This window comes from Rickettsia peacockii str. Rustic (genome assembly GCF_000021525.1).
Classification (GTDB): domain Bacteria; phylum Pseudomonadota; class Alphaproteobacteria; order Rickettsiales; family Rickettsiaceae; genus Rickettsia; species Rickettsia rickettsii.
Map to the genome: position 1 here is coordinate 525,437 of NC_012730.1, position 20,653 is coordinate 546,089.

Here is a 20,653-nt window from a genome sequence, read left to right on the forward strand (position 1 = left end):
GAAAGCAGGAATCTAGAAAAATAACCTTAATATTGGTACAAAATTACATATTTGATAGAATAAACATATAAAAATAAGTTTTTATATGTTTTACAGGATTCCTGCTTTCGCAGGAATGACATTAAGTTAAAGGTTGGTAAACGAAGTTTAATTTGGAAAAGCACAAGGAGTCCATAAGACGAGGAGCGGAACATATACTTAATACGTGAGTACAGTGCTTATAGGACTTTGTGCCAATTTTTTAAATTAAACGAGTATACTCTTAATCACTAAACTAGCATTAGTACCACCGAATCCGAACGAGTTGGAAAGCACGTAATCTATCTTAGTTTTCTTAGCTTTCAGTGCAACTAAATCTATATTCACCTCATCCATAGGGGTATCTAAGTTTAAGGTTGGCGGTGCAATCTGGTCTCTAATTGCAAGAGCTGAAAAGATAAACTCAACACTTCCTGCCGCACCAAGCAAATGTCCTATTGATGATTTAGTAGAAGACATTAAAACTTTGGGATTCGCTTCTAAAAATAATTTTTGTACGGCTGCTAATTCTATTCCATCACCAAGTGTAGTAGAAGTACCGTGTGCATTAATATAATCAATCATATCGGGCGTGATAGTTGCATCTAGCATTGCGTCTCTCATCGCTCTATAAGCTCCTCTACCTTCAGGATGTGGAGCTGTCATATGATAGGCGTCACCTGTAGAGCCATATCCTATAACTTCACCGTAAACTTTAGCCCCTCGATTTAAGGCATGCTCATATTCTTCTAAGACTACAACGCCTGCTCCTTCACCCATAACAAAGCCGCTGCGGTCTTTATCCCAAGGTCTTGAGGCTTTTTTAGGATTATCGTTATATTTAGTACATAATGCTCTAGCAGCAACGAAACCTGCAACTCCGACAGGTGTAACTGGAGCTTCCGCACCGCCTGCGATCATAACATCGGCATAGCCGTGCTTTATCATACGCATAGCATCGCCTATAGCATGTGCCCCTGTAGAGCAAGCTGTTACTGCCGTTTGGTTTGGACCGCTAAAACCGTATTTTATAGAAACAAGACCGGATAAAAGATTAATTAATGAAGCGGGGATAAAGAAAGGACTAACTTTGCCGTTATTTTCTTGATAAAGTTTGATAGAGGTATCTTCAATCATTTTAAGCCCGCCGATTCCTGAACCTAATATCAAGCCGGTTCTATCACGAGATTTTTCATCGTCGGGTAACCAGCCGCTATCTTCAACTGCTTCGGTTGCGGCTGCTACTCCGTAATGGATAAATTTATCCATTTTACTTAGTCTATTAATGTCATCTGCTTGTGTGAAATTTTCAAGTTTAAATCCATCTTTCTCAGAGTTATCTATAAGTCCGGCAATTTTACACGCAAGTTTAGAAGTGTCAAATTCTGTAATAGTTTTTATACCGCTTACTCCATCTACAATATTTTTCCAAGATGAGTTAACATTAAGCCCAACAGGAGTAACAAGTCCAAGTCCGGTAATAACTACTCTTTTATTTACTCTTTGATTTGACATTTTTAATTATCTATTAGTAGGGATTTTTTATGCAGATTAAGAGTGGCGTTCTTTGATATATTGTATAACATCGGATACGGTTTTAATTTTAGTGGCTTCATCATCAGGGATATCAATACCGTATTCAACTTCTATTGCCATCATTAACTCTACGGTATCAAGGCTATCAGCTTTCAAATCTTCTATAAATCTTGAATCCGTAGTTATTATCGATTTATCTTTATTTAGCTTTTCAGCAACCATTTCAATAACTTTCTGTTCGATCTTATCCGTTGTACTCATAATTTTGAACTCCATAAATCATTTAATTTTATATGCCGTATAATAGCAGTTATTCAGCTATTATACTTTATTTTAACTGTATGAATATTTATTTAAAATATTCATCGCATTTTATCTTTAAAAGAACTTCTAGCACAAAAAATTATTTTATGCTAGCACAAAATAATCTTATTAATTTTTATACCATTAACATACCGCCGTTTACATGTATAGTTTGACCGGTAATATATGATGCCTGATCGCTTGCTAAAAATGCAACTGCGTTTGCCACGTCTTCCGGCATACCGTAAGTGCCTAGCGGAATTTTTTGTATTATAGCTTCTCTTTGTTTTTCATTTAGTTTATCGGTCATATCTGATTTAATAAATCCTGGAGCTACTGTGTTAACCGTAATGCCTCTGGTTGCAACTTCGTAAGAGAGCGATTTGGTCATACCTATTAAACCTGCTTTAGAAGCACAATAATTAGCCTGCCCGGGGTTACCTGAAATTCCTACTATTGAAGATATGTTAATAATACGTCCATACCTGTTTTGTATCATTTTTTTTATTGCTTCACGATTTAAAATAAAATTTGCTTTTAAATTAATATCAATAACTTTGTCAAAATCTTCATCTTTCATTCTAATTGCTAGCGTATCGCTAGTAATACCGGCATTACATACTAAAATATCTAACTTTGATGCTTTAGATATTAAATTGCTACATTCTTCCTTATCGGCAAGATTACATACTTCTATCGTATAATTATCTTTTACAACCTTTCCAAGGGATTTTAATTTTTCCTCATTACTACCGCTAATAATTACATGGCTTCCGAGTTTGTGCAGTAACCTCGCTATAGCTCCGCCTATGCCTCCTGAAGCTCCAGTAATTAAGGAAGTTTTACCTGTTAAATCAATCATTTTCTTCCTCCGTTTGATCAAGATTTATATTAGTAATTTTTGACGATTTTTCACGTATTATTTTCTCAATTTCGTTGGAAATTTGTGGATGTTCTTTTAAATATTGTTTGACGTTTTCACGCCCTTGACCTATGCGTACGTTCTTGTAGGAAAACCAAGAGCCGGATTTCTCAACAATATCAAGCTTAACTCCAAGGTCGATTATCTCGCCTTCTTTTGAAATACCTGAACCGTACATTATATCAAAATCTGCAGTTTTAAATGGAGGAGATACTTTGTTTTTGACTACTTTTACTTTGGTTTGGCTGCCTATTACTTCTTCTTTGTCTTTAATGGAGCCGATTCTTCTTATATCGATCCTAACAGAAGCATAGAATTTTAAGGCATTACCGCCTGTCGTAGTTTCAGGACTACCGAACATCACACCTATTTTCATTCTGATTTGATTGATGAAAACAGTAATACAATTGGTGCGATTAATTGATGCAGTAAGTTTACGCAAAGCCTGGCTCATTAACCTTGCTTGAGAAGCCATTTGAGCATCACCCATTTCGCCCTCAATCTCTGATTTCGGTACTAAAGCCGCAACACTATCTATTATTATCATATCAATACCGCTGGAGCGAATTAACGTATCGGCAATTTCTAGGGCTTGTTCACCTGTATCGGGCTGTGAAATAATAAGCTCAGCAATATTTACGCCTAATTTTTTAGCATAAGCAGGGTCTAATGCATGCTCGGCATCAATAAAAGCACATGTACCACCCTTTTTTTGAGCTTCTGCAATTAAATGCAATGTTAGAGTGGTTTTACCTGAGCTTTCAGGACCAAAAATTTCGATGATTCTACCTTTGGGAACACCGCCGATTCCAAGAGCTATATCTAGCCCAAGTGAGCCGGTCGATACGGCCTCTATATCAACATGCGGACGCTGCCCTAGTTTCATTACCGAACCTTTACCGTAGCTTTTTTCAATTTGTGCGAGTGCTGCGGCAATGGCTCTTTCCTTATCTGTATTTGACATAAATTTCCATATTACAAACTTACCAATTAAAATATAAGCTTGAGAAAGAAAAATCAAATTTTATTTATGTTATTGTGCTTGTAAGATTAAATCTTGACTTCCATACTAGGTGATGCTTAGATGTTAAATTTACTTGTGTTATGGTTAATTGATTTGGACTTGTTTACTATGTTACCAACTGAATTAACCTAGGACTATTAACAAAAGAAATTTTAAAGCTAATTAAATTACTTGTTAACAGTCCCATAGTTCTCGAAAAAGATAGATTTAGTAAAACCCTTATTAAATAACTTATCACATATGGTACCACAATTTCCGCAAACTGAATATATCGCTAAAGATAATTCATCATCTATATCTTATAAATTTAGATGGCATATTTTAATTATTTTAAGCATTTGCTTACTTTTGGTATCGATGGATGCTACAGTCTTGTATGCTGTTATGCCTACTATAATCCTTGATTTAAAACCATCTAATTTATAACAATTATGGATAATCAATGCATATGCATTAGTATTATCAGGTCTTCTCATTACCGCAGGTGCATTAGGAGATAGATTTGGTCGTACAAGATTATTACTTTGGGGGCTTTTAGTTTTTTCCATCGCTTCAATGTTAGTTTATGTATTTGATAGCTCATGGGGATTAGTATTATGTCGTGCTTTACTTGGGTTAGGAGGATCAGTGATGATGCCTTCCACTTTATAATACACATGAACGTATGATCGCAATATCCGTGTGGGGAATAATGGCAACCGTAGGAGCAGCTATAGGACCAGTACTAGGAGGAGTATTGGTTGAGCTTTTAAGTTGGCAATTTGCATTTTTTAATAAATGCACCTATTGCATTAGTAATTATTGCTTTTGGTATAGTTTGGATTCCTAAATCATCTAATCCTAGTAATGAACCCATGGGATTGGATAGGAGTATTTCAATCGTTTTTTGGGATGGCAGCTTTAGTTCAAGGCATTAAGATGTTGGCTAAATACGGTATTATGAATCTAGCATCCGGCTGAATGCTATTAATTGGCATTGTGTTACTAATAATATTTACCTTACGTTATGCCAACTTAAAAGTGATGATCCGTTAGTGGATATGCGTTTATTCTTAATTAGCAATTTTAGTATAGGAGTAATAGTTTATTTGCTGATTACGTGTGTCTTAGGATCCATAATGTATCTTATGTCCTTATGGTTACAGTTTATCAAAGGGTTAAGTCCTTTGTATGCAGGTCTTTATATGTTGCCTGCAGCAGTTTTTGCTTTAATTGCATCTTTAGTTATGCCATATTTACTCACACGATTTATCGCACGTGTCATAATGTTTAGTGGGCTTATCTTTACTACTATATCATTGATTTTACCTAGTATATTAGACTATAGAGATTTATTATCGAATACTATATTATATATCTTGGATTGCTTGGTATAGGAAGTAGTCTATGCCTCTCTACACCGTAACAGTTATGATGAATGCAGTACCGGCAGAGAGATCTGGAGGTGCAGCAGCATTACAAGAAACAGCATATGAATTAGGTAATGTATTAAGTATAGCTGTTATTGTGAGTATTACGTCTTTTATAGTAACAATCTAGTAATGCCTCACGGTGTTTCTGTATCAATTGCAGAAATAGCTCATGACTCAATTGGTGAAGGAATAATTATTGCTCAACAACTACCACCTTCATTTGCTCACGAATTAATTAAGGAGGTTAATATTACTTTTATAAATGCATTTAATATAGTAGGTATTATTCTAGGAATAATCATGCTAATATTGGCGGGTGTGATTATGTATGTTCTTCCTCCTTTTAAAGCATCTACCTCTCTACATTAATATGATGAAACTGGTATAGAAACCTTACCGTCTTTTGCTATTTTTGCACTATTTACCATAATGGTTAATAATGATCTTAGTGCTTATTTTTATAGTAGGTAGTTAATAAAATGAGATGATGATATTTTCAAGGCTATAAATCATTACTAAATATTTTTTCTCATTCTGTTAAGCGTTGTTCTATTCTTTCGATATCGCTTTTTGTTATAGGTTTTTCTAGTCAATCTGCTATCTCGGCTCTTAGATTTTTTTATTTTCATTTAAAATAAATTCTATGATGAGTCTTGAGATGGTTTTAGTATTGTGGTCAGACATATTTGTTCCCGATTAATTAAACTTAAACTGCTTAAGTTTCAACCACCGAAGAGAAATAAACTCTTGGTGGTCGGGGGAGTAAGAAAACCATCAACGATAGCCATAATAGCCTTTAGGTTCTAAGCTTAAGCTTTAAACCTTGGACATAACTATTATAACCCCGACCGTGAAGTCGAGGATTGCATCAGTTTTGTACGAAATGTTCTCACTTTTGGCAGAGGTTTCGACACCCCGAAATAGCACTTTGCTACTCTAAGCATCATTTTATATATAACTTTCAAAAAGTCAATAATAGTTTGTTATGGTACTAACAACGTTCTATGCTTCTATACCTAAGGAGTTATATGGTGATGATACATCGGCTAATAACGGCATTTCGCAATTTTGATAGTTAATATCTGTGTAACAAGGATTAAATATCTCAAATATTTCTATACTGCTTTCTTTATATTCTTCAGACTTGGGATTTGCTGTTCGTATAATTGTTATTAAGTGTGCAAAGTTGCTGATAGTCTGAAAACTATCATCACCGCCAAGACTCTTACATATTTCATGCAATATTCCGCTTGAAGAATCTAAGTTTATTGCTATAGAGGATGGGGAATTTAATTTTACAATTTCATTATTTAAATTAGTTAGTAGTAGTATTGAGAATTCATATTCCTTAATAGATTTTGCTAGTTTTATAATATCATGTAAATTATTTATTTTTATAACTTCATCGAATATAACTGCATTCTTCTTAAAATTTTCATATAGTAGTTCTACAAATGCTAATTCTTTATTCTTCATTACTAAATCTAAATTTTCATTTTTTATATTTCTTCCCTTATACCAATCCCATCCATATTTAATGCAATACCCTAAGATCGTACCTACAGCTAATGTTCCTAATGCTATTCCAGCTATATAAGCACCGCTGCTATATCCACCGTCATTTGTATCATCGTTAGGTCTTTCTGTAGTAGTAGGGTCAGTGTAAGCTTTACCGAGTTGATCTAAAATATTTTTACCTATTTCTGTAGGAGAGACATTATCTAAAGAGAGACCTAAGTGATTTAGAGTATTTTCAAGAGTATTTATAAACGATTCACGAGGGATTAAAGTTTCTTTATAAGCGTTATAGTTTTGTAAAGCACTCATAGCTTCTTCTTTAGTGCATTCATTTAAACCTAAGAAATCAGCTCCGCTAGTTTCGGTAATATTGCCTTGAGAGAATATATAATCATTCATTACTTTATAAAGTTGACTAAGAATACTAGCCGTACCGTTTTGATGAGGTGTTACGGCTTGTTGTAAAAGTATATGAGGATTATTTTCAGCATCGATAAAAATATTATGTATTGGAATATTTAAACCATTGTTGCACTCTTGGTGTAGTATTGAAAAATCATTTGGGGACTCATTGAAAGATTGTTCAATGTTTTTCCAATTACACTGTGTATTATCCACTATATAACCTTTTTTAAAAGCTCCTTCAATAGTACTATATACTGATGAAAATATAGTACTGCTTAATTTATGAATGATGTGGTTTACATTACCTGGTAAACGGCTTACTATTTCATTGCTAAATATAGGCATAACGCATTTAAAATTTATATTTAATATAGATGCCATAATGTTACTCCTTTAATTAATAAAACGTGGTTTCTAAAGTATGTTAATGTTTTTGTCAAGATAAAGTTAAAATAAATTAATATATGGAAAGATTTGAGAAAGATGATTGTTATGCTGTAATGTTTCGTTTTTTCGTCATTGCGAGGAGAGACAAAGCCTCGACGTGGCAATCATTTTGTACTAGACTTCTTGCATAACCTATCTTATAAAGAGGAATTTACAGGAAACGGATGTGAGTACCGGATTGAAGTACAAATTATCTTTAGAAGGAGGTTATGCAAGAAATCTACTGTTTCATGAGGTTGCCACGCTCCTTACAGTCGCTCGCAATGATGATTTGGTGTCCATGCAATAATACCTTGCGGGGATGACATAGAACGAGCTATACAATATTACTTACCTATGCAGAAATTTTTAAAGATCTCGCCTAGTATTTCTTCTACGTTGATAACACCCGTAATTGCACCGATGCAGCGTACCGTCATTCTAATATCTTCAGTTGCTAGAACTAAATCATTATCTAAGCTAAAAGCCGTTAAATGTGAGAGAGCTTGTTGTAAATAGTTACGATGACGCTGATTTGTTATATAAGGAATTTCGGTAAATCCTGCCATATTTTCGGCAATATTTTCAATATTTTTTAATATACTTGAAAGAGCAATATTATTTTTTACTGAAACTCTTAAGCATTTATATTTATTTTCAATAGAAAAGATTTTACTAGCTTCGATTAAATCGATTTTATTAATTATTATGATAGTATTTTCATCAATTAAATTAATAATATCTTCATTTATAGAGGAGTCTAATTTTTCGGCATCAAACATTATAATTTTAATATCTGCTGTTTTAGCTGAATTTATAGCTCGTTTTATACCTTCCTGCTCGATAATGTCACTACTTTCTTCTCTTATACCTGCTGTATCCTGTAAAATAATAGGATAGCCGCCAATGTCTAAATGTCCCTCAATTATATCTCTAGTAGTTCCTGCAATATTTGAGACAATCGCTATATCTCTCTGCATTAAGAAGTTTAGTAAGCTAGACTTACCAACGTTTGGCGGACCGATAATTGCAAGCTTAAGACCACTTCGTAGTAATTCTCCTTTTCTGTTATCATTAAGATATTCCGATATTGTATTTACAAGAATTGTATGAGTATTAGTAACTTCATTAAGGACGGTATCAGGTATATCTTCATCCGGGAAATCTATATAAGCTTCAAGCAGAGAGATAATTTTTAAAAGCTGACTACGCCAATTATTATATAATGCTTCAAGTTTGCCGCTTGCTTGTCTAATTGCTTGCTTATGCTGCATTATAGTTTCGGCATTAATTAAATCGGCTATCCCCTCTGCTGCTGTTAAATCAAATTTGTTATTTAAAAAAGCTCTTTTGGTAAACTCTCCTGCTTCTGCCAAACGAATACCAGCTATATTTAATAATGCATTTGTCAGCATTATAGATATAGCTTTACTGCCATGCGTGTGAATTTCGACTACGTCTTCCCCGGTAAAGCTACCAGGTGACTTAAAATAAACAACCATAACATTATCGATTAGCTCCTTAGTTTCAGGGACTGTAATTTGTTGATAATACATTAATCTCGATTTAAAGTCCTTTCTACCGGTAAGTAGCTGTAAAACTTCTAAACTTTTAGGACCAGAAATCCTAAACACTGCTACGCCTGCTTTACCGAATGCAGAGCTTTGTGCAAATATCGTTTCCACTTATTTTCTATGCCTCTTGCTTAAGTTATTTTATATAATATAATAACAACAGAAATAATCATATTATTATTAATTAAGAAAATCATGACCCCAAAAACAACCTCTTTAAACTTTAGCCGTTTAAATTGTCAAATCCCGAATTATAAAACTAAAATTCTAGAACTTAGCAAGGAACGTGAGTCAAGTTCCATATATATAGATTTTGTTCAAAAGTTTTTAAATTATATTCCGATAGATTATGATTTTGAGAATAGAGCAAAATTATTCCAAAATTTTGCAGATGAAGCCTTTAAGTTTTTTAAGCAAAGGATAGCAAGAGCAAGAAAAATAGCAATAACAAAGGCAGTTATCGAAAATGATCCGGCAATAAATGTCTTGATATTACTTGATAATAAGCCACATATTGTTGATTTTATCATATGTCTGCTTAAAAACATGAATTTGCAAACTAAGTTTTTACTCCATCCGGTAATAAACTGTGTCCGAAATAGTAAAGGAGAATTAGAAAAAATATTAGAAAATTCTGTGTCGGATGAAAAATCAGAATCAATACTACATTTAACCATTTTAGGAAATTTTGACGATAAAACTACTACATTTTTAACCGAGGCTATAAATGAAAGATTAGAAAAGTTAGAGCAAAGCTATAGCCATTTACCGCAATTACGCACAAAATTACAAGATTTATCTAAAAATATAATTGATAATTATAAATTAAATTTTAAAGAGGCTAAAGAATTCTTAAATTGGTTACAAAACGATAATTTGGTTTTATTAGGGACTCTTGATTTTGAAGTAAAATCTTTAAAATTAAGCAATGAAATAGGAGCAGCAAAAATATGGCAAGAAGTAAAAGACGAGATTGATGATATTATAAAATGTTCTGCTAATCCTTTATATCAAAATCAATTAATAATACTCGGTAAAATAAATAGTGCGTCGTTTATCCATTCAGATAATTTAATCGACTATATCTTAGTGAAAAATTTTGACTCTTCGGGTGAATATATTTCGGGAAGTATAATTTTCGGTATATATAATTCAAATATGTATTACCATTCAATAAGTAATATTCCAATCCTACGACAAAAATTTAATTTTGTAATTGAGAAAGCCGGTTTTGCATTATCTGGTTATAATGCTGATAAGTTAAGAATTTTAATGGAGTCGTTACCGAGAGAAGCTTTAATACAAATTGATCAAGGCGATTTATATTGTATGTGTTTACATATGCTCTCAAGTATGATGAGTAAGAAGCTTAAATTATTTATTCAATATGATTGGTCTAGTTCTTTTCTTAATATCATAATTTTTCTGCCACGAGAACGTTTAACGGCTGAAATCCATAATATGATAGATTGTTATTTAGCAGAAAAATTCGGTAGTAAAATTTTATCCAACTATATCACCAAAGTAGCCGGTAATTTTTCTTATCTTTTTGTAACGCTTGAAGCACAAGGGGAACATAAAATAAATTTTGAAGCAGAAATAATACAGCAAGATTTAGATCGTATCTCTACATGTTGGAGTGAAGATTTTTATTTTAAGTTTTCTAAAAAATTCGGCGAGTATCAAGCAGGTATTAATTTAAAGCTTTTTGATAATGTTTTTTCGGCAGATTATCGGCAAAAATTTTCTCCGGAAATAGCTTTAGTAGATATTGAATATCTAACGGAAGCAAGTAAGTCACAAAAATGTATGTTTAATCTAGTTTCTGTAAATGAAACGGAATTTTACTTAAAAATATATAGTCCAAAAGTAAAACTTGCACTTTCTAACATATTGCCGCCAATAGAAAATTTAGGTTTTAAAGCAATTGATGAACAAACTTTTGCAATTAAGGAGGCTCTTGAAATCAAAGAAAGCTGGATATATAATTTTATCTTAACTTCTATTGTACCTGTAAAGGATAATATTACCGAATTAAAAATAAATGTTGAAGAAGCTTTAGACAAAATGGCACTGGGGATGCTTGCTAATGATTCTTTAAGTAAATTAATAGTGCTTGCCGGTTTTAATTGGAAGCAAGTTAAACTCGTCAAAGCTTTAACAAGATATTTACATCAAACGGGATTTAGTTACGGTAAAGGCTATGTACAGTTAACGTTACTTAAACATCCCGAATATACAAAAATGTTGGTAAATCTATTTGATATAAAATTTAATCCTAAACATTCGGATAATAATTGTGACGTAATTAAAGATAAACTAAATAATTACTTAGTAACCGTTGAGATGAGTAGTGAAGATAAAGTACTAAGTAATATGCTTGGTATAGTTAATGCTATTACTAGAACAAATTACTATCAACCACATAAACATATTTTTTCATTTAAGTTTGATTCTTCAAAAGTACCGGATTTACCTAAACCTGTTCCGTTTGCCGAAGCATTTGTTTATTCTAGAAATTTTGAAGCTGTTCATTTAAGAGGCGGTCCCGTATCACGCGGAGGGCTTAGATGGTCGGATAGAGCAGAAGATTATAGGCTTGAGGTCCTTGGGCTTATGAAAGCACAAATGACTAAGAATTCTGTTATTGTCCCTGTCGGTTCTAAAGGCGGATTTTATGTTCATTTTACTGATGAAGGGCTTACTCGTGATGAATATATGGAAAAAGTGGTAGAATGCTATAAGAATTTCCTTAGAGGTTTATTAGACATAACTGATAATATCATTGACGGTAAAGTAGTACATCCAAAAGACGTTATTATTTATGATAAAGAAGATCCTTATTTAGTGGTTGCTGCCGATAAAGGTACAGCCTCATTTTCGGATTATGCTAATAGTGTGGCAAGAGAATATAATTACTGGCTTGATGATGCTTTTGCTTCCGGTGGTTCTGCAGGTTACGATCATAAAAAAATGGCTATTACTTCCAAAGGAGCTTGGATTTCCGTAACTAACCACTTTAAAACTTTAGGGTTAGATGTCCAAAAAGACCCTATTACCGTCGTAGGTATAGGAGATATGTCGGGAGATGTGTTCGGTAACGGTATGCTCAGATCAGAGACTATTAAGTTAGTTGCTGCCTTTAATCATAAACATATATTTATTGATCCTACTCCTGATCCTTTATCAAGTTTTAATGAGCGTTTGCGTTTATTTAATTTAAAGGGGTCTAATTGGTCTGATTATGATTCTAAGCTTATTTCTAAAGGAGGCAAAGTATTTGAACGCAGTAGTAAATTAATAAAATTATCGCCGGAAATTAAAAAATTACTTGATATAAATGATAATGAATTATCACCGGAAGAATTAATTAAAGCTATTTTAAAAGCAGATGTTGATTTATTGTGGAATGGCGGAATAGGCACTTATATCAAAGCTAAAACGGAAAATAATTTAGAAATCGGTGATAAAGCAAATGATAACCTTAGATGTAACGGTGAAGAAATTAGAGCAAAAGTTATAGCAGAAGGCGGTAATGTTGGGGTATCACAGAGAGGTAGAGTTGAATATGCTAAAAAAGGCGGGCGCATAAATGCTGACTTTATTGATAATTCAGCAGGTGTTGATTGCTCCGATCATGAGGTAAATATCAAGATTGCTTTAAGTAGTGCGATAACCTCAGGAAAAATTACTTTAGAAGAACGTAATAAACTTCTAAACGATATGACAAAGCAAGTTGAAGAGTTAGTATTACTTGATAATTATAAGCAAACCGAAGCAATAACAATTATGCAACTATCTCCTACTTTAACTGTTAATATACTTAGTCAATTTATAGATATTTTAGAAGAAGAAAAAGTATTAGAGCGGGAAAATGAATTCTTGCCTAGTGCAGAAGAATTGAATAGCAGAGCTATTAGCGGTGAAGTATTAACTCGTCCTGAGCTTTGCATATTGCTATCATATAGTAAGAGATCTGCTTATCATGAGTTAATTAATTCTACTTTTTCCCATGATAAATATTTTGATGCATATCTTATAGATTATTTTCCTGAAATGATGCAAAAAAAGTTTCGTAATGAAATTTTATCTCATCCACTTAAACATGAGATTATTAAAACTGTTACTATAAATAAAATAATGAATCAGCTTGGAGGACCGCTTATTAGTATTGTAAAGCGTGAGATTGGGGCTCCTCTTTGTGATATAATAAGGTCATATACCATTATTTGTGAAATTTTTGATCTTGATGATATATGGGAAACGATAAGTAAGCTACCTACTAATATTGATTACAATGTAAAAATCGACATGTTTACCGAAATAACGAAATTAATGCGTCGAGGTATTTCGTGGTTTATTAAAAATTTAAAACATCCTATTAATATTAGTGAAACTATAGAAGAGTTTAGAGTTCCTGCACAAAACTTAAGAAAAACGGTAGATACTTTATTAGTCGGAGAAACTAAAATAAGATTTGAAGAAAAATTAAATTATTATACCACTAGCGGGGTAGAGGAATCATTGGCTGCTACTATCGCTACATTTGACAATTTAATTTCAGTATTTGACATTATATATGTAACAAAACAGACTTCAGGGAATAATAAAGAGATAGCAAAAGCTTATTTTGTTATAAGTGATATGTTTAGTCTTGATTGGTTACGTAAAGCTTGTGATAGGCAATTGAACGATTCATTTTGGCGTCGCTTAGGTATTCAATCGCTAAAAGATGATTTATATGACAAACAACGTAGATTATTAATAAAAATAATTAATAAATCTAAAACAACTATTGATTTAGATTTATGGATTGATAATAATAACTTAGTTAGAAATTTGCTTGATTTTATTAAAGAAATTAAAGCTCAAGAAACTATAGACTTAAATATAATTATTTTAGCAAACAAGAAATTTGAAATATTCTTACAAAAACTTGAGTAAATTATGTCGTCAATGCTTAAGCAAATTAGGTTAGATTCAGGTAAAACTTTAAATCAGGTATCTAGTGATTTAAAAATTAGAAAAAAATATTTAGTAGCTTTAGAAGAGGGTGATTTTGATGTTTTACCGGGAGAAGTATACGTAAGAGGTTACTTAAAATTATACTTGGATTATCTTAATGTAAAAGATAGAAATGCAGAGCAGATAGAAGCTACTAAACAGAACGAAACCGAAAAATTATTAAATAATAAAAGAGCTACGGTGATAAATTATAAACGTAAAAAACAATTAGTACTTATATCTATAATAATGTTATCAATTATTATTGTAAGTCATCCATTCATAATTAACGCTTAAACGAAAATGGATAATGAAATATTAGACTGCTTACAGAATGAAGCTAATAAAGAGGCATTTGAAGGAGACACGGAACGCGGCACCGCAGCGTACACAGACGTACGTGAGGATGCGAGTACAGGATCGACGTACAAATTACCTTTAGAAGCAAGTTATGTAAGCAGTCTAAAGAAATTAATGGAAGAAGTAGAACATAAACTCGATGATTTGTTGAGTATGCTTGTAAATAATCAAAATGAAGTTCAAAAATTACAAAACGAAAATAAAGCATTAAAAGATAATTATATAATAATGCTAGATCAAATTAACATTTATATTAATGAACTTGAAGAAATAAAAAAACAGCAAAAATAATTATGTCAATTGTTACGGTAACATTAAATAACAAGAGTTTTCAATTATATTGTAATAATGGAGATGAGGAAGAATTACTATCTTTAGCGAATAAATTGAATGATAAAATAGCGGAAATTAAACTTGGTAGTCCCACAGCCTCTTTTGAGCTATTATTAGTTATGGCATCACTTAATGCACAAGCTGAAATAGCTAGTCTAACAGAAAAACTTAATAAAAATGGTCTTCAAAAAAATCATCCAGACGAAGAAAAATTCGCAGAAACCTTAACTACTATAGCAGGTTACCTAGAAAACCTTGCACGTAAAATGGGAAAGTGATATATTAGCTCTTAGCTGCTTGGTTCGTGAGCTTAATATTAACCTAGGACTACCACTCACTTTTAGGACATCGTCCCTGTCTAATACTAATTCAGTTTAGATATATGAAGTCCACCTTTACATAAAGGTCTTTGAAGGATTTTAAGTAACGGCCAAAGCGGTCATGTATACTCGTTTAATTTGAAAAATTGGCTACGTTGTCTTTTGCTGATAATCCTCATGTACTAGTATGTACACTGCGGTTATCAGCTTCAAGACGCCTTGCTCTTTTCCAAATTAAACTTCGTCGTCTACCTACTTTTCGTTTACTCACAGTATACCTTTAAAATGAAACAAACAAAATCACGCAATAAAGTTCTCGGTGCTTTTTTAGGCACTATTATTGAATATTACGACTATAGTTTATATGGTTTTTCAGCGGCAATTATCGCTGATAAATTCTTTTCAGCCAGTACTGATCTATTAACAAAGCTTGTAAATGTTTTTGCCGTTTATGCAGCAGCATATTTATCAAAGCCTATGGGTGCTTATATTTTTGGACGTATAGGGGATATATACGGTCGAAAAAAAGCCTTAAGTTTTACGATTATCGGTATTGTAATCCCTACCTTAATAATAGGTTTATTGCCCGATTATTCCTCGATAGGAGTTTGGAGTACAATAATTTTAGTTTTATGTCGCTTCATGCAAGGTATTTTTATTGGAGGGGAATATGACGGTGCAGCGATTTATGTTATTGAACATTTAGGAGCAAAATACCGATTTACTGCCTCGGCAATAACTAGATGTACAGGAGTAATGGGTTTATTATGCGGAATCGGTGCAACTAATTTCTTTAATTCTCATATTTTTCCGGAGTGGAGTTGGCGTATTCCGTTTTTACTAAGTTTACCACTTGCATTAATAACTCTTTATTATCGCCGGAAATTTGATGAAACACCGGAGTTTAAAAAAGCACACTATAGCCAAGATTCTATTGAAAAACTTAGCTCTATAATTAAAAAGCAATGGAAAAATATTGCACGGTTAATATTTTTAGCCGGAGGTTTTGGAGCAACATATCAAATTGCGATCATCTTTATGAAGCAATATTTACCGATCGTATTACCTTCAGTCGGTATTATTATGAGTGCTTTTTCGGTCTTAATAGTAATATGTTTTGCTGTTTGCATGCCGATTGCCGGTTTTATTGCCGATCGCTTAGGAGTTAATTCAGTATTAAAAATCGCATTTATATGTACTATTACAGCAAGTGTATTTTTTGTGATAGCAGTAAAATATCAAATGACTAATTTAGGATTTGCAGCTAGTTTAATGTTAGCTGCATCAGTTGCACCTTTTAATTCTCTTGCTCATAGTATAGTTATTAAGTCTTTTGTAGTTAAAGAACGCTATCGTGTTATAAGTTTAGGACATAATATCGGCTCAATGTTAATGTCCGGTACTGCTAATTATATTTGTGCAAAGGTAATAAAATCATTTGATTTTAACCTATTCCCGATTTTATATCTTTGCATGTTTGCCGTACTTGCTTATTCTATGACCATATTATTTAACCGTAATAGGTAAAAAATAAATCTTGACGATAACTTTAAATGTTATGCATAAAATTTTTCATAAATCTATAATTTTTATTATCTTATGTATACAAGGAAATATTAGTTTTACCGATGCAAACGGAAGTATATACGTTAGATATTGGTAATTGCAAAGAACGTAAATATAACTATGAAGATCATTTGGAAAAATTGTTGAAGCAAGAAATTTCTTTAGCAATGCAGAAGAATGGTTTAAGAGTTAAGCTATTGTACAACAAAGATATTAGAACACAAAAGCTTGATGATTTAGTATCTCGTTTCCGTAGCTCCTATAATAATACTTATACTGCTTTATATACGCCTTTATTATGGCCTGAAGGAAAAGCTTTCTCAATGACTCAAAATATAGGTGAACTTGTTATAATGTTAGGAGAAAAAACAGGAGCTGATATATTTGTATTACTTCATTATGTGCAAATGATAAAGACTAATGGAGCTTGTACATGTGACTTTTTAATGAGTGCTTTGGGTTGTTCAGTAAGTAATGCAGATAATATATTTATGTCTATAGGAATAGTAGAAGCAAAAAGTGGTAGAATATTATGGACTAATGCAACGCCCCAAGCACAACCATTTAGTAGCTCTATTTTCTCTTCTCGTGATAAATCAGAAATTGGCAATTTTTATTCAGTAATAAATATGCTTTTATCTCCATTATAAACTGAATTTTGTGTCGTTCAGGGGTGGTTGGTGTGGCTTATTATTCCTCTCTGTCATTCCGTGATTTATTCACGGGATCCAGTAAAACATATAGTATGGGTAGACAAAACACATCTAATTTAAGTGCATAAACTATAAATCATTTTTATCAAATAGGAAAAATTCACCTATTTCAGGGGTAATCAACTTATTTTCATCAATATTATGTTTTTTCATAGCTTGTCGGAGTTCCAAAGGAGCGGCATTAAATGCTTCATCAGCTAATGATAGAAAATATTTAGCGCCTAAGTCCAAATGAGTAAATACGGCTTCTTCAGGATGCATATGCACCGGTTTCATAAACAATCTTGGTTCATAAGCCCCTATCGGAATAAGGCTTATTAAAATATTATGTTTTTTTCCGATCTCTTTAAAAAGATTATCGTTATAACCCGAATCACCTATAAAACAAATATCTCTTATCTTAGTTTTAATGATCAAAGTTCCCCATAATGCTTTATTTTTATCAAATATTCCTCTAGCCGACCAATGTGTCGGTTCTAAATACAATTCTACATCGCCTTTAATTTCATCTTCTTAGAAACTTTTTGAATTTAGCTGTATTTCTTGTTCTTTATATGACTCTCCCCACCCTAAGGTAACAATTTCTGCATCGGTAATATGTTTTTTGATTATTACGTCATTCATTAGCGGTGTAATAATCTTAGGCTTATCTTGTACCCATAAATCTTTAATTGTTCTGATGTCTAAATGGTCATAGTGATTATGGCTTATTAATATAACATCTATTTTAGGTAAATCGGTAAAATTAATACCGGGTTTTACCACTCTCGTTGGTCCTGTAAAAGTAAAAGGACTAACCCGCTCCGACCATACCGGATCGGTTAAGATATTTAAACCGTCTATTTGAATTCAAAAGGTTACATGTCCTACGTAGTCTACTCGTACAGCGTCATCTCGATCGCTTGATACTAATGAATTTCGTGGAACTCGTCTGTAGTCACGTACTAATGTACACTGTGCAGACTCGTCCTTAAATTCATCTTGTCTGAAGCGATCGAGATTTAGCTGTGTATTTTTACTGCTAGTTATTTTTTGTGGTGGAATATCAGTGGAAATAAACGGCAGTGTTGTCGGCCATTTTGGTCGTTTTGAAGTTATTTTCTATTTTAGAATATCAAGTAAGGTTTTAAGTTTTATATTAGGCTCAATATTGAAAAACATATTTTTATTTAGATAGACCTTCCTTTCGGTTTATTAGAGCTTTTAATTTGTTCAGCAAAAGATTTTGTCTTTTTATTTGTTGGTTTATGAATAACCCCTCTAGTTTTTTCTCCTATCAACATGGCTTCTTGCAGTATATCTTTTGGTAGTTTAGCTATAGATGCCGATATTTCCGGAGTTTGTTTTATTTCTACCGTTATCTTTTTTTCTTTATTTATATCTCTGCCTATTACTTCATCTAGTGGAACATTTTTATAATCTGCAAGAGCAACAATTGCTCCCATATCAGGCATTTTTGTACGACCATCTAGAAAATTTTTCCACGCTGTTTCATGAGTACCTGTTTTTTCACTTAACTTATACGGGGTTATATTGTCTGTTTCTAATATATTCAGTACAAATTTTTTAAAATTATTTCTAATTTCTTCTGGATCATCTTTATTTGTTTCTGATATGTCGTTAATCCGATTAAATCGTTCTTTTGACCTTATATCTTCGCTCATTATTTTTTCCTGTAAAATTTACTCCTAAAAATTGAGAGTTAAAATAACTTCATAGATAGTCTCTTAGACTTATTTATTAATATATAACTAATAAATAGTAAATAGAAGATAATTATAATGAAAATAATAAATTTAGGCTATTGAATTAAGTATTTAGGTCTTATATATGAAATTTAAATTAATCTATTTTAACTTTTTTTGTCACAAATTATAAAATTTTTCTGTAGTATGAGCCATGTCTGTTCCACTTCTTTTTCTATAAATTAAATTTCAGATGCAGAATCTAAGATATTTTAAAAAGATTATATAAATTAAAAATTGTTTTTTCTGCATCTTGATCATTTATGAATAAGGTAATTTTAACTTCTGATAATTGTATCATGTGAACATTTATATTATCGTTCGTTAACTTTGATAATATCGTTTCAAGTAATTTACAATCATTTTTAATCCCATAACCAATAAGAGAGATTGTAGCAATTTCGGTATCAAAAGTAAAATCTTGTATCTGCTTATCATCTTTTAAATTAGTCAGTAAAGCTTGTAAATTATTTTTATCGGTTAAATTTGTAATAAAACTATATTCTTCATTATTTTTTATCTCTTGCATAAACTCAATATGATTATTATTTTGTGTAATCATATGTGCAACTTGCAAAAAACTTAAAGACATGCTCTTTACAGATATTTTTAATAAATTTTTATTAGAAGTAATGCTGTTAATAATCCCATTCTCCATATTTTTATCCTTTGAAGTGATTAACGTACCTTCTGTATCCGGTGAAAATGTTGACAGAACACGCATATCTATTTTATACCGCATTACTAACTCTCCGGCTCTAGGGTGTAGTACTTTTGCTCCACTTGATGCTAGTTCTAACATTTCTAAAAAATCTATTTCTTTTATCTTCTTGGCATTTGGAATAATTCTTGGATCAGCAGTAAATATTCCCTCTACATCGGTATAAATATCACATCTATCGGCTTTCATAGCTGCAGCGATTAAGGCGGCAGTAGTATCAGATCCTCCTCTGCCCAAAGTAGTTAACCTATTGGATTTGTTAATTCCTTGAAAACCGGCTATTATAGGGATGGTATTTAACTGTAAATATTTTTCTAGTAAATCTGTAGTAATTGATTCTACTAAAGCTTTACTATGATTATTATCGGTGAGCATCGGTAATTGCCAAGCTAGAAATGATCGCGCCTTTATGTCTTCTTCTTGAAGAGCGAGCGCTAGTAATGAAGCAGTGACTATTTCACCGCTAGAAAGTGCTACATCATATTCTGCAAATTGAGAAATGTTATTAAGGCTTGATACTTCATTACACAATGTGACAAGTTGATTAGTAACACCTGCCATAGCCGAAACTACTACAATTACTTGGTTATTTTTAGCTATTTCGGTTTTTATGATAGGAACGATTTTTTTTATTCTATCAATATTTGCAACGGAAGTGCCACCGAACTTTTGAATTATTAAGGCCATAAGTAAAGAAAGCCTAATAGAATATTATGTTATATAATTAATTTCCGCCTGTCGTCATCTAGCGCA

General features: G+C 32.2%; 19 protein-coding genes, 1 other RNA gene and 2 pseudogenes. 12 read left to right on the plus strand and 10 right to left on the minus strand.

Features of this window, described 5'->3' with window-relative positions; translation table 11 throughout:
* Window positions 1-246: 246 nt before the first annotated feature.
* From fabF to recA, 4 genes are all read right to left on the minus strand, one after another.
* Window positions 247-1,533, minus strand: a complete 1,287-nt coding sequence (gene fabF / locus RPR_RS03135; RefSeq protein WP_012151303.1) for a beta-ketoacyl-ACP synthase II — start codon at window positions 1,531-1,533, stop codon at window positions 247-249.
* A gap of 36 nt (window positions 1,534-1,569) precedes the next feature.
* Window positions 1,570-1,830 carry an acyl carrier protein gene (gene acpP / locus RPR_RS03140; RefSeq protein WP_187145806.1) on the minus strand — a complete coding sequence of 87 codons (261 nt, stop codon included), beginning with the start codon at window positions 1,828-1,830 and terminating at the stop codon, window positions 1,570-1,572.
* Window positions 1,831-1,993: 163 nt separating this feature from the next.
* The gene (gene fabG, locus RPR_RS03150) at window positions 1,994-2,719 is read right to left on the minus strand and encodes a 3-oxoacyl-ACP reductase FabG (protein ID WP_012736653.1); all 726 of its coding nucleotides are present in this window, start codon (window positions 2,717-2,719) and stop codon (window positions 1,994-1,996) included.
* Entirely contained in the window at window positions 2,712-3,743 is a 1,032-nt protein-coding gene (gene recA, locus RPR_RS03155; protein WP_012736654.1) for a recombinase RecA, read from the minus strand. The genes fabG and recA overlap by 8 nt, the downstream gene beginning before the upstream one ends.
* 300 nt (window positions 3,744-4,043) lie before the next feature.
* Here recA and RPR_RS08975 point away from each other — a divergent pair, with 300 nt between their 5' ends.
* From RPR_RS08975 to RPR_RS03175, 5 genes are all read left to right on the plus strand, one after another.
* Entirely contained in the window at window positions 4,044-4,229 is a 186-nt protein-coding gene (locus RPR_RS08975; RefSeq protein WP_228368887.1) for a hypothetical protein, read from the plus strand.
* A 48-nt stretch (window positions 4,230-4,277) separates the two neighbouring features.
* Window positions 4,278-4,454, plus strand: coding sequence for an MFS transporter (locus RPR_RS09475; protein WP_266105331.1), 177 nt, complete (start codon window positions 4,278-4,280; stop codon window positions 4,452-4,454).
* Between the two features lie 40 nt (window positions 4,455-4,494).
* Window positions 4,495-4,632: a hypothetical protein gene (locus RPR_RS09480; RefSeq protein WP_016926570.1), complete on the plus strand. Its 138-nt coding sequence runs from the start codon at window positions 4,495-4,497 to the stop codon at window positions 4,630-4,632.
* A gap of 557 nt (window positions 4,633-5,189) precedes the next feature.
* Window positions 5,190-5,342, plus strand: a complete 153-nt coding sequence (locus RPR_RS08055) for an MFS transporter (protein WP_146603329.1) — start codon at window positions 5,190-5,192, stop codon at window positions 5,340-5,342.
* A 2-nt stretch (window positions 5,343-5,344) separates the two neighbouring features.
* Window positions 5,345-5,584 (plus strand): hypothetical protein, encoded by a 240-nt coding sequence (locus RPR_RS03175; RefSeq protein ID WP_085065650.1) that lies wholly within the window; start codon window positions 5,345-5,347, stop codon window positions 5,582-5,584.
* 633 nt (window positions 5,585-6,217) lie between these two features.
* On the opposite strand, the gene RPR_RS03180 is transcribed toward RPR_RS03175, so the two are convergent.
* The gene (locus tag RPR_RS03180) at window positions 6,218-7,519 is read right to left on the minus strand and encodes a DUF5460 family protein (RefSeq protein WP_012736655.1); all 1,302 of its coding nucleotides are present in this window, start codon (window positions 7,517-7,519) and stop codon (window positions 6,218-6,220) included.
* A 392-nt stretch (window positions 7,520-7,911) separates the two neighbouring features.
* On the minus strand, window positions 7,912-9,249 hold the full coding sequence (gene mnmE / locus RPR_RS03185; protein WP_012736656.1) for a tRNA uridine-5-carboxymethylaminomethyl(34) synthesis GTPase MnmE: 1,338 nt from the start codon (window positions 9,247-9,249) through the stop codon (window positions 7,912-7,914).
* Window positions 9,250-9,333: 84 nt separating this feature from the next.
* On the opposite strand from mnmE, the gene RPR_RS03190 reads away from it, so the two are divergent.
* From RPR_RS03190 to RPR_RS03220, 7 genes are all read left to right on the plus strand, one after another.
* Window positions 9,334-14,082 carry an NAD-glutamate dehydrogenase gene (locus RPR_RS03190; protein ID WP_012736657.1) on the plus strand — a complete coding sequence of 1,583 codons (4,749 nt, stop codon included), beginning with the start codon at window positions 9,334-9,336 and terminating at the stop codon, window positions 14,080-14,082.
* Window positions 14,083-14,085: 3 nt separating this feature from the next.
* Window positions 14,086-14,439, plus strand: coding sequence for a helix-turn-helix domain-containing protein (locus RPR_RS03195; RefSeq protein ID WP_012720012.1), 354 nt, complete (start codon window positions 14,086-14,088; stop codon window positions 14,437-14,439).
* A 6-nt stretch (window positions 14,440-14,445) separates the two neighbouring features.
* Window positions 14,446-14,793 (plus strand): palindromic element RPE1 domain-containing protein, encoded by a 348-nt coding sequence (locus RPR_RS03200; RefSeq protein WP_012736659.1) that lies wholly within the window; start codon window positions 14,446-14,448, stop codon window positions 14,791-14,793.
* 2 nt (window positions 14,794-14,795) lie between these two features.
* The gene (locus RPR_RS03205; RefSeq protein ID WP_004997454.1) at window positions 14,796-15,113 is read left to right on the plus strand and encodes a cell division protein ZapA; all 318 of its coding nucleotides are present in this window, start codon (window positions 14,796-14,798) and stop codon (window positions 15,111-15,113) included.
* Window positions 15,114-15,122: 9 nt separating this feature from the next.
* Window positions 15,123-15,281, plus strand: a non-coding RNA gene (ssrS, locus tag RPR_RS03210) — 6S RNA.
* Window positions 15,282-15,440: 159 nt separating this feature from the next.
* Window positions 15,441-16,682: an MFS transporter gene (locus tag RPR_RS03215; protein ID WP_012736660.1), complete on the plus strand. Its 1,242-nt coding sequence runs from the start codon at window positions 15,441-15,443 to the stop codon at window positions 16,680-16,682.
* A 101-nt stretch (window positions 16,683-16,783) separates the two neighbouring features.
* The gene (locus RPR_RS03220) at window positions 16,784-17,371 is read left to right on the plus strand and encodes a hypothetical protein (protein WP_012736661.1); all 588 of its coding nucleotides are present in this window, start codon (window positions 16,784-16,786) and stop codon (window positions 17,369-17,371) included.
* Between the two features lie 132 nt (window positions 17,372-17,503).
* On the opposite strand, the pseudogene RPR_RS08985 reads toward RPR_RS03220, so the two are convergent.
* The 4 genes and pseudogenes from RPR_RS08985 to RPR_RS03245 form a co-directional block, all read right to left on the minus strand.
* A pseudogene (locus RPR_RS08985) lies at window positions 17,504-18,283 on the minus strand (MBL fold metallo-hydrolase).
* Window positions 18,284-18,595 (minus strand): annotated as a pseudogene (locus tag RPR_RS09725) (palindromic element RPE3 domain-containing protein).
* Between the two features lie 8 nt (window positions 18,596-18,603).
* Window positions 18,604-19,098: a hypothetical protein gene (locus RPR_RS03240; RefSeq protein WP_012736662.1), complete on the minus strand. Its 495-nt coding sequence runs from the start codon at window positions 19,096-19,098 to the stop codon at window positions 18,604-18,606.
* A gap of 283 nt (window positions 19,099-19,381) precedes the next feature.
* Complete coding sequence (locus RPR_RS03245; RefSeq protein WP_012736663.1) at window positions 19,382-20,587, minus strand: aspartate kinase; 1,206 nt, start codon at window positions 20,585-20,587, stop codon at window positions 19,382-19,384.
* Window positions 20,588-20,653: the final 66 nt, after the last annotated feature.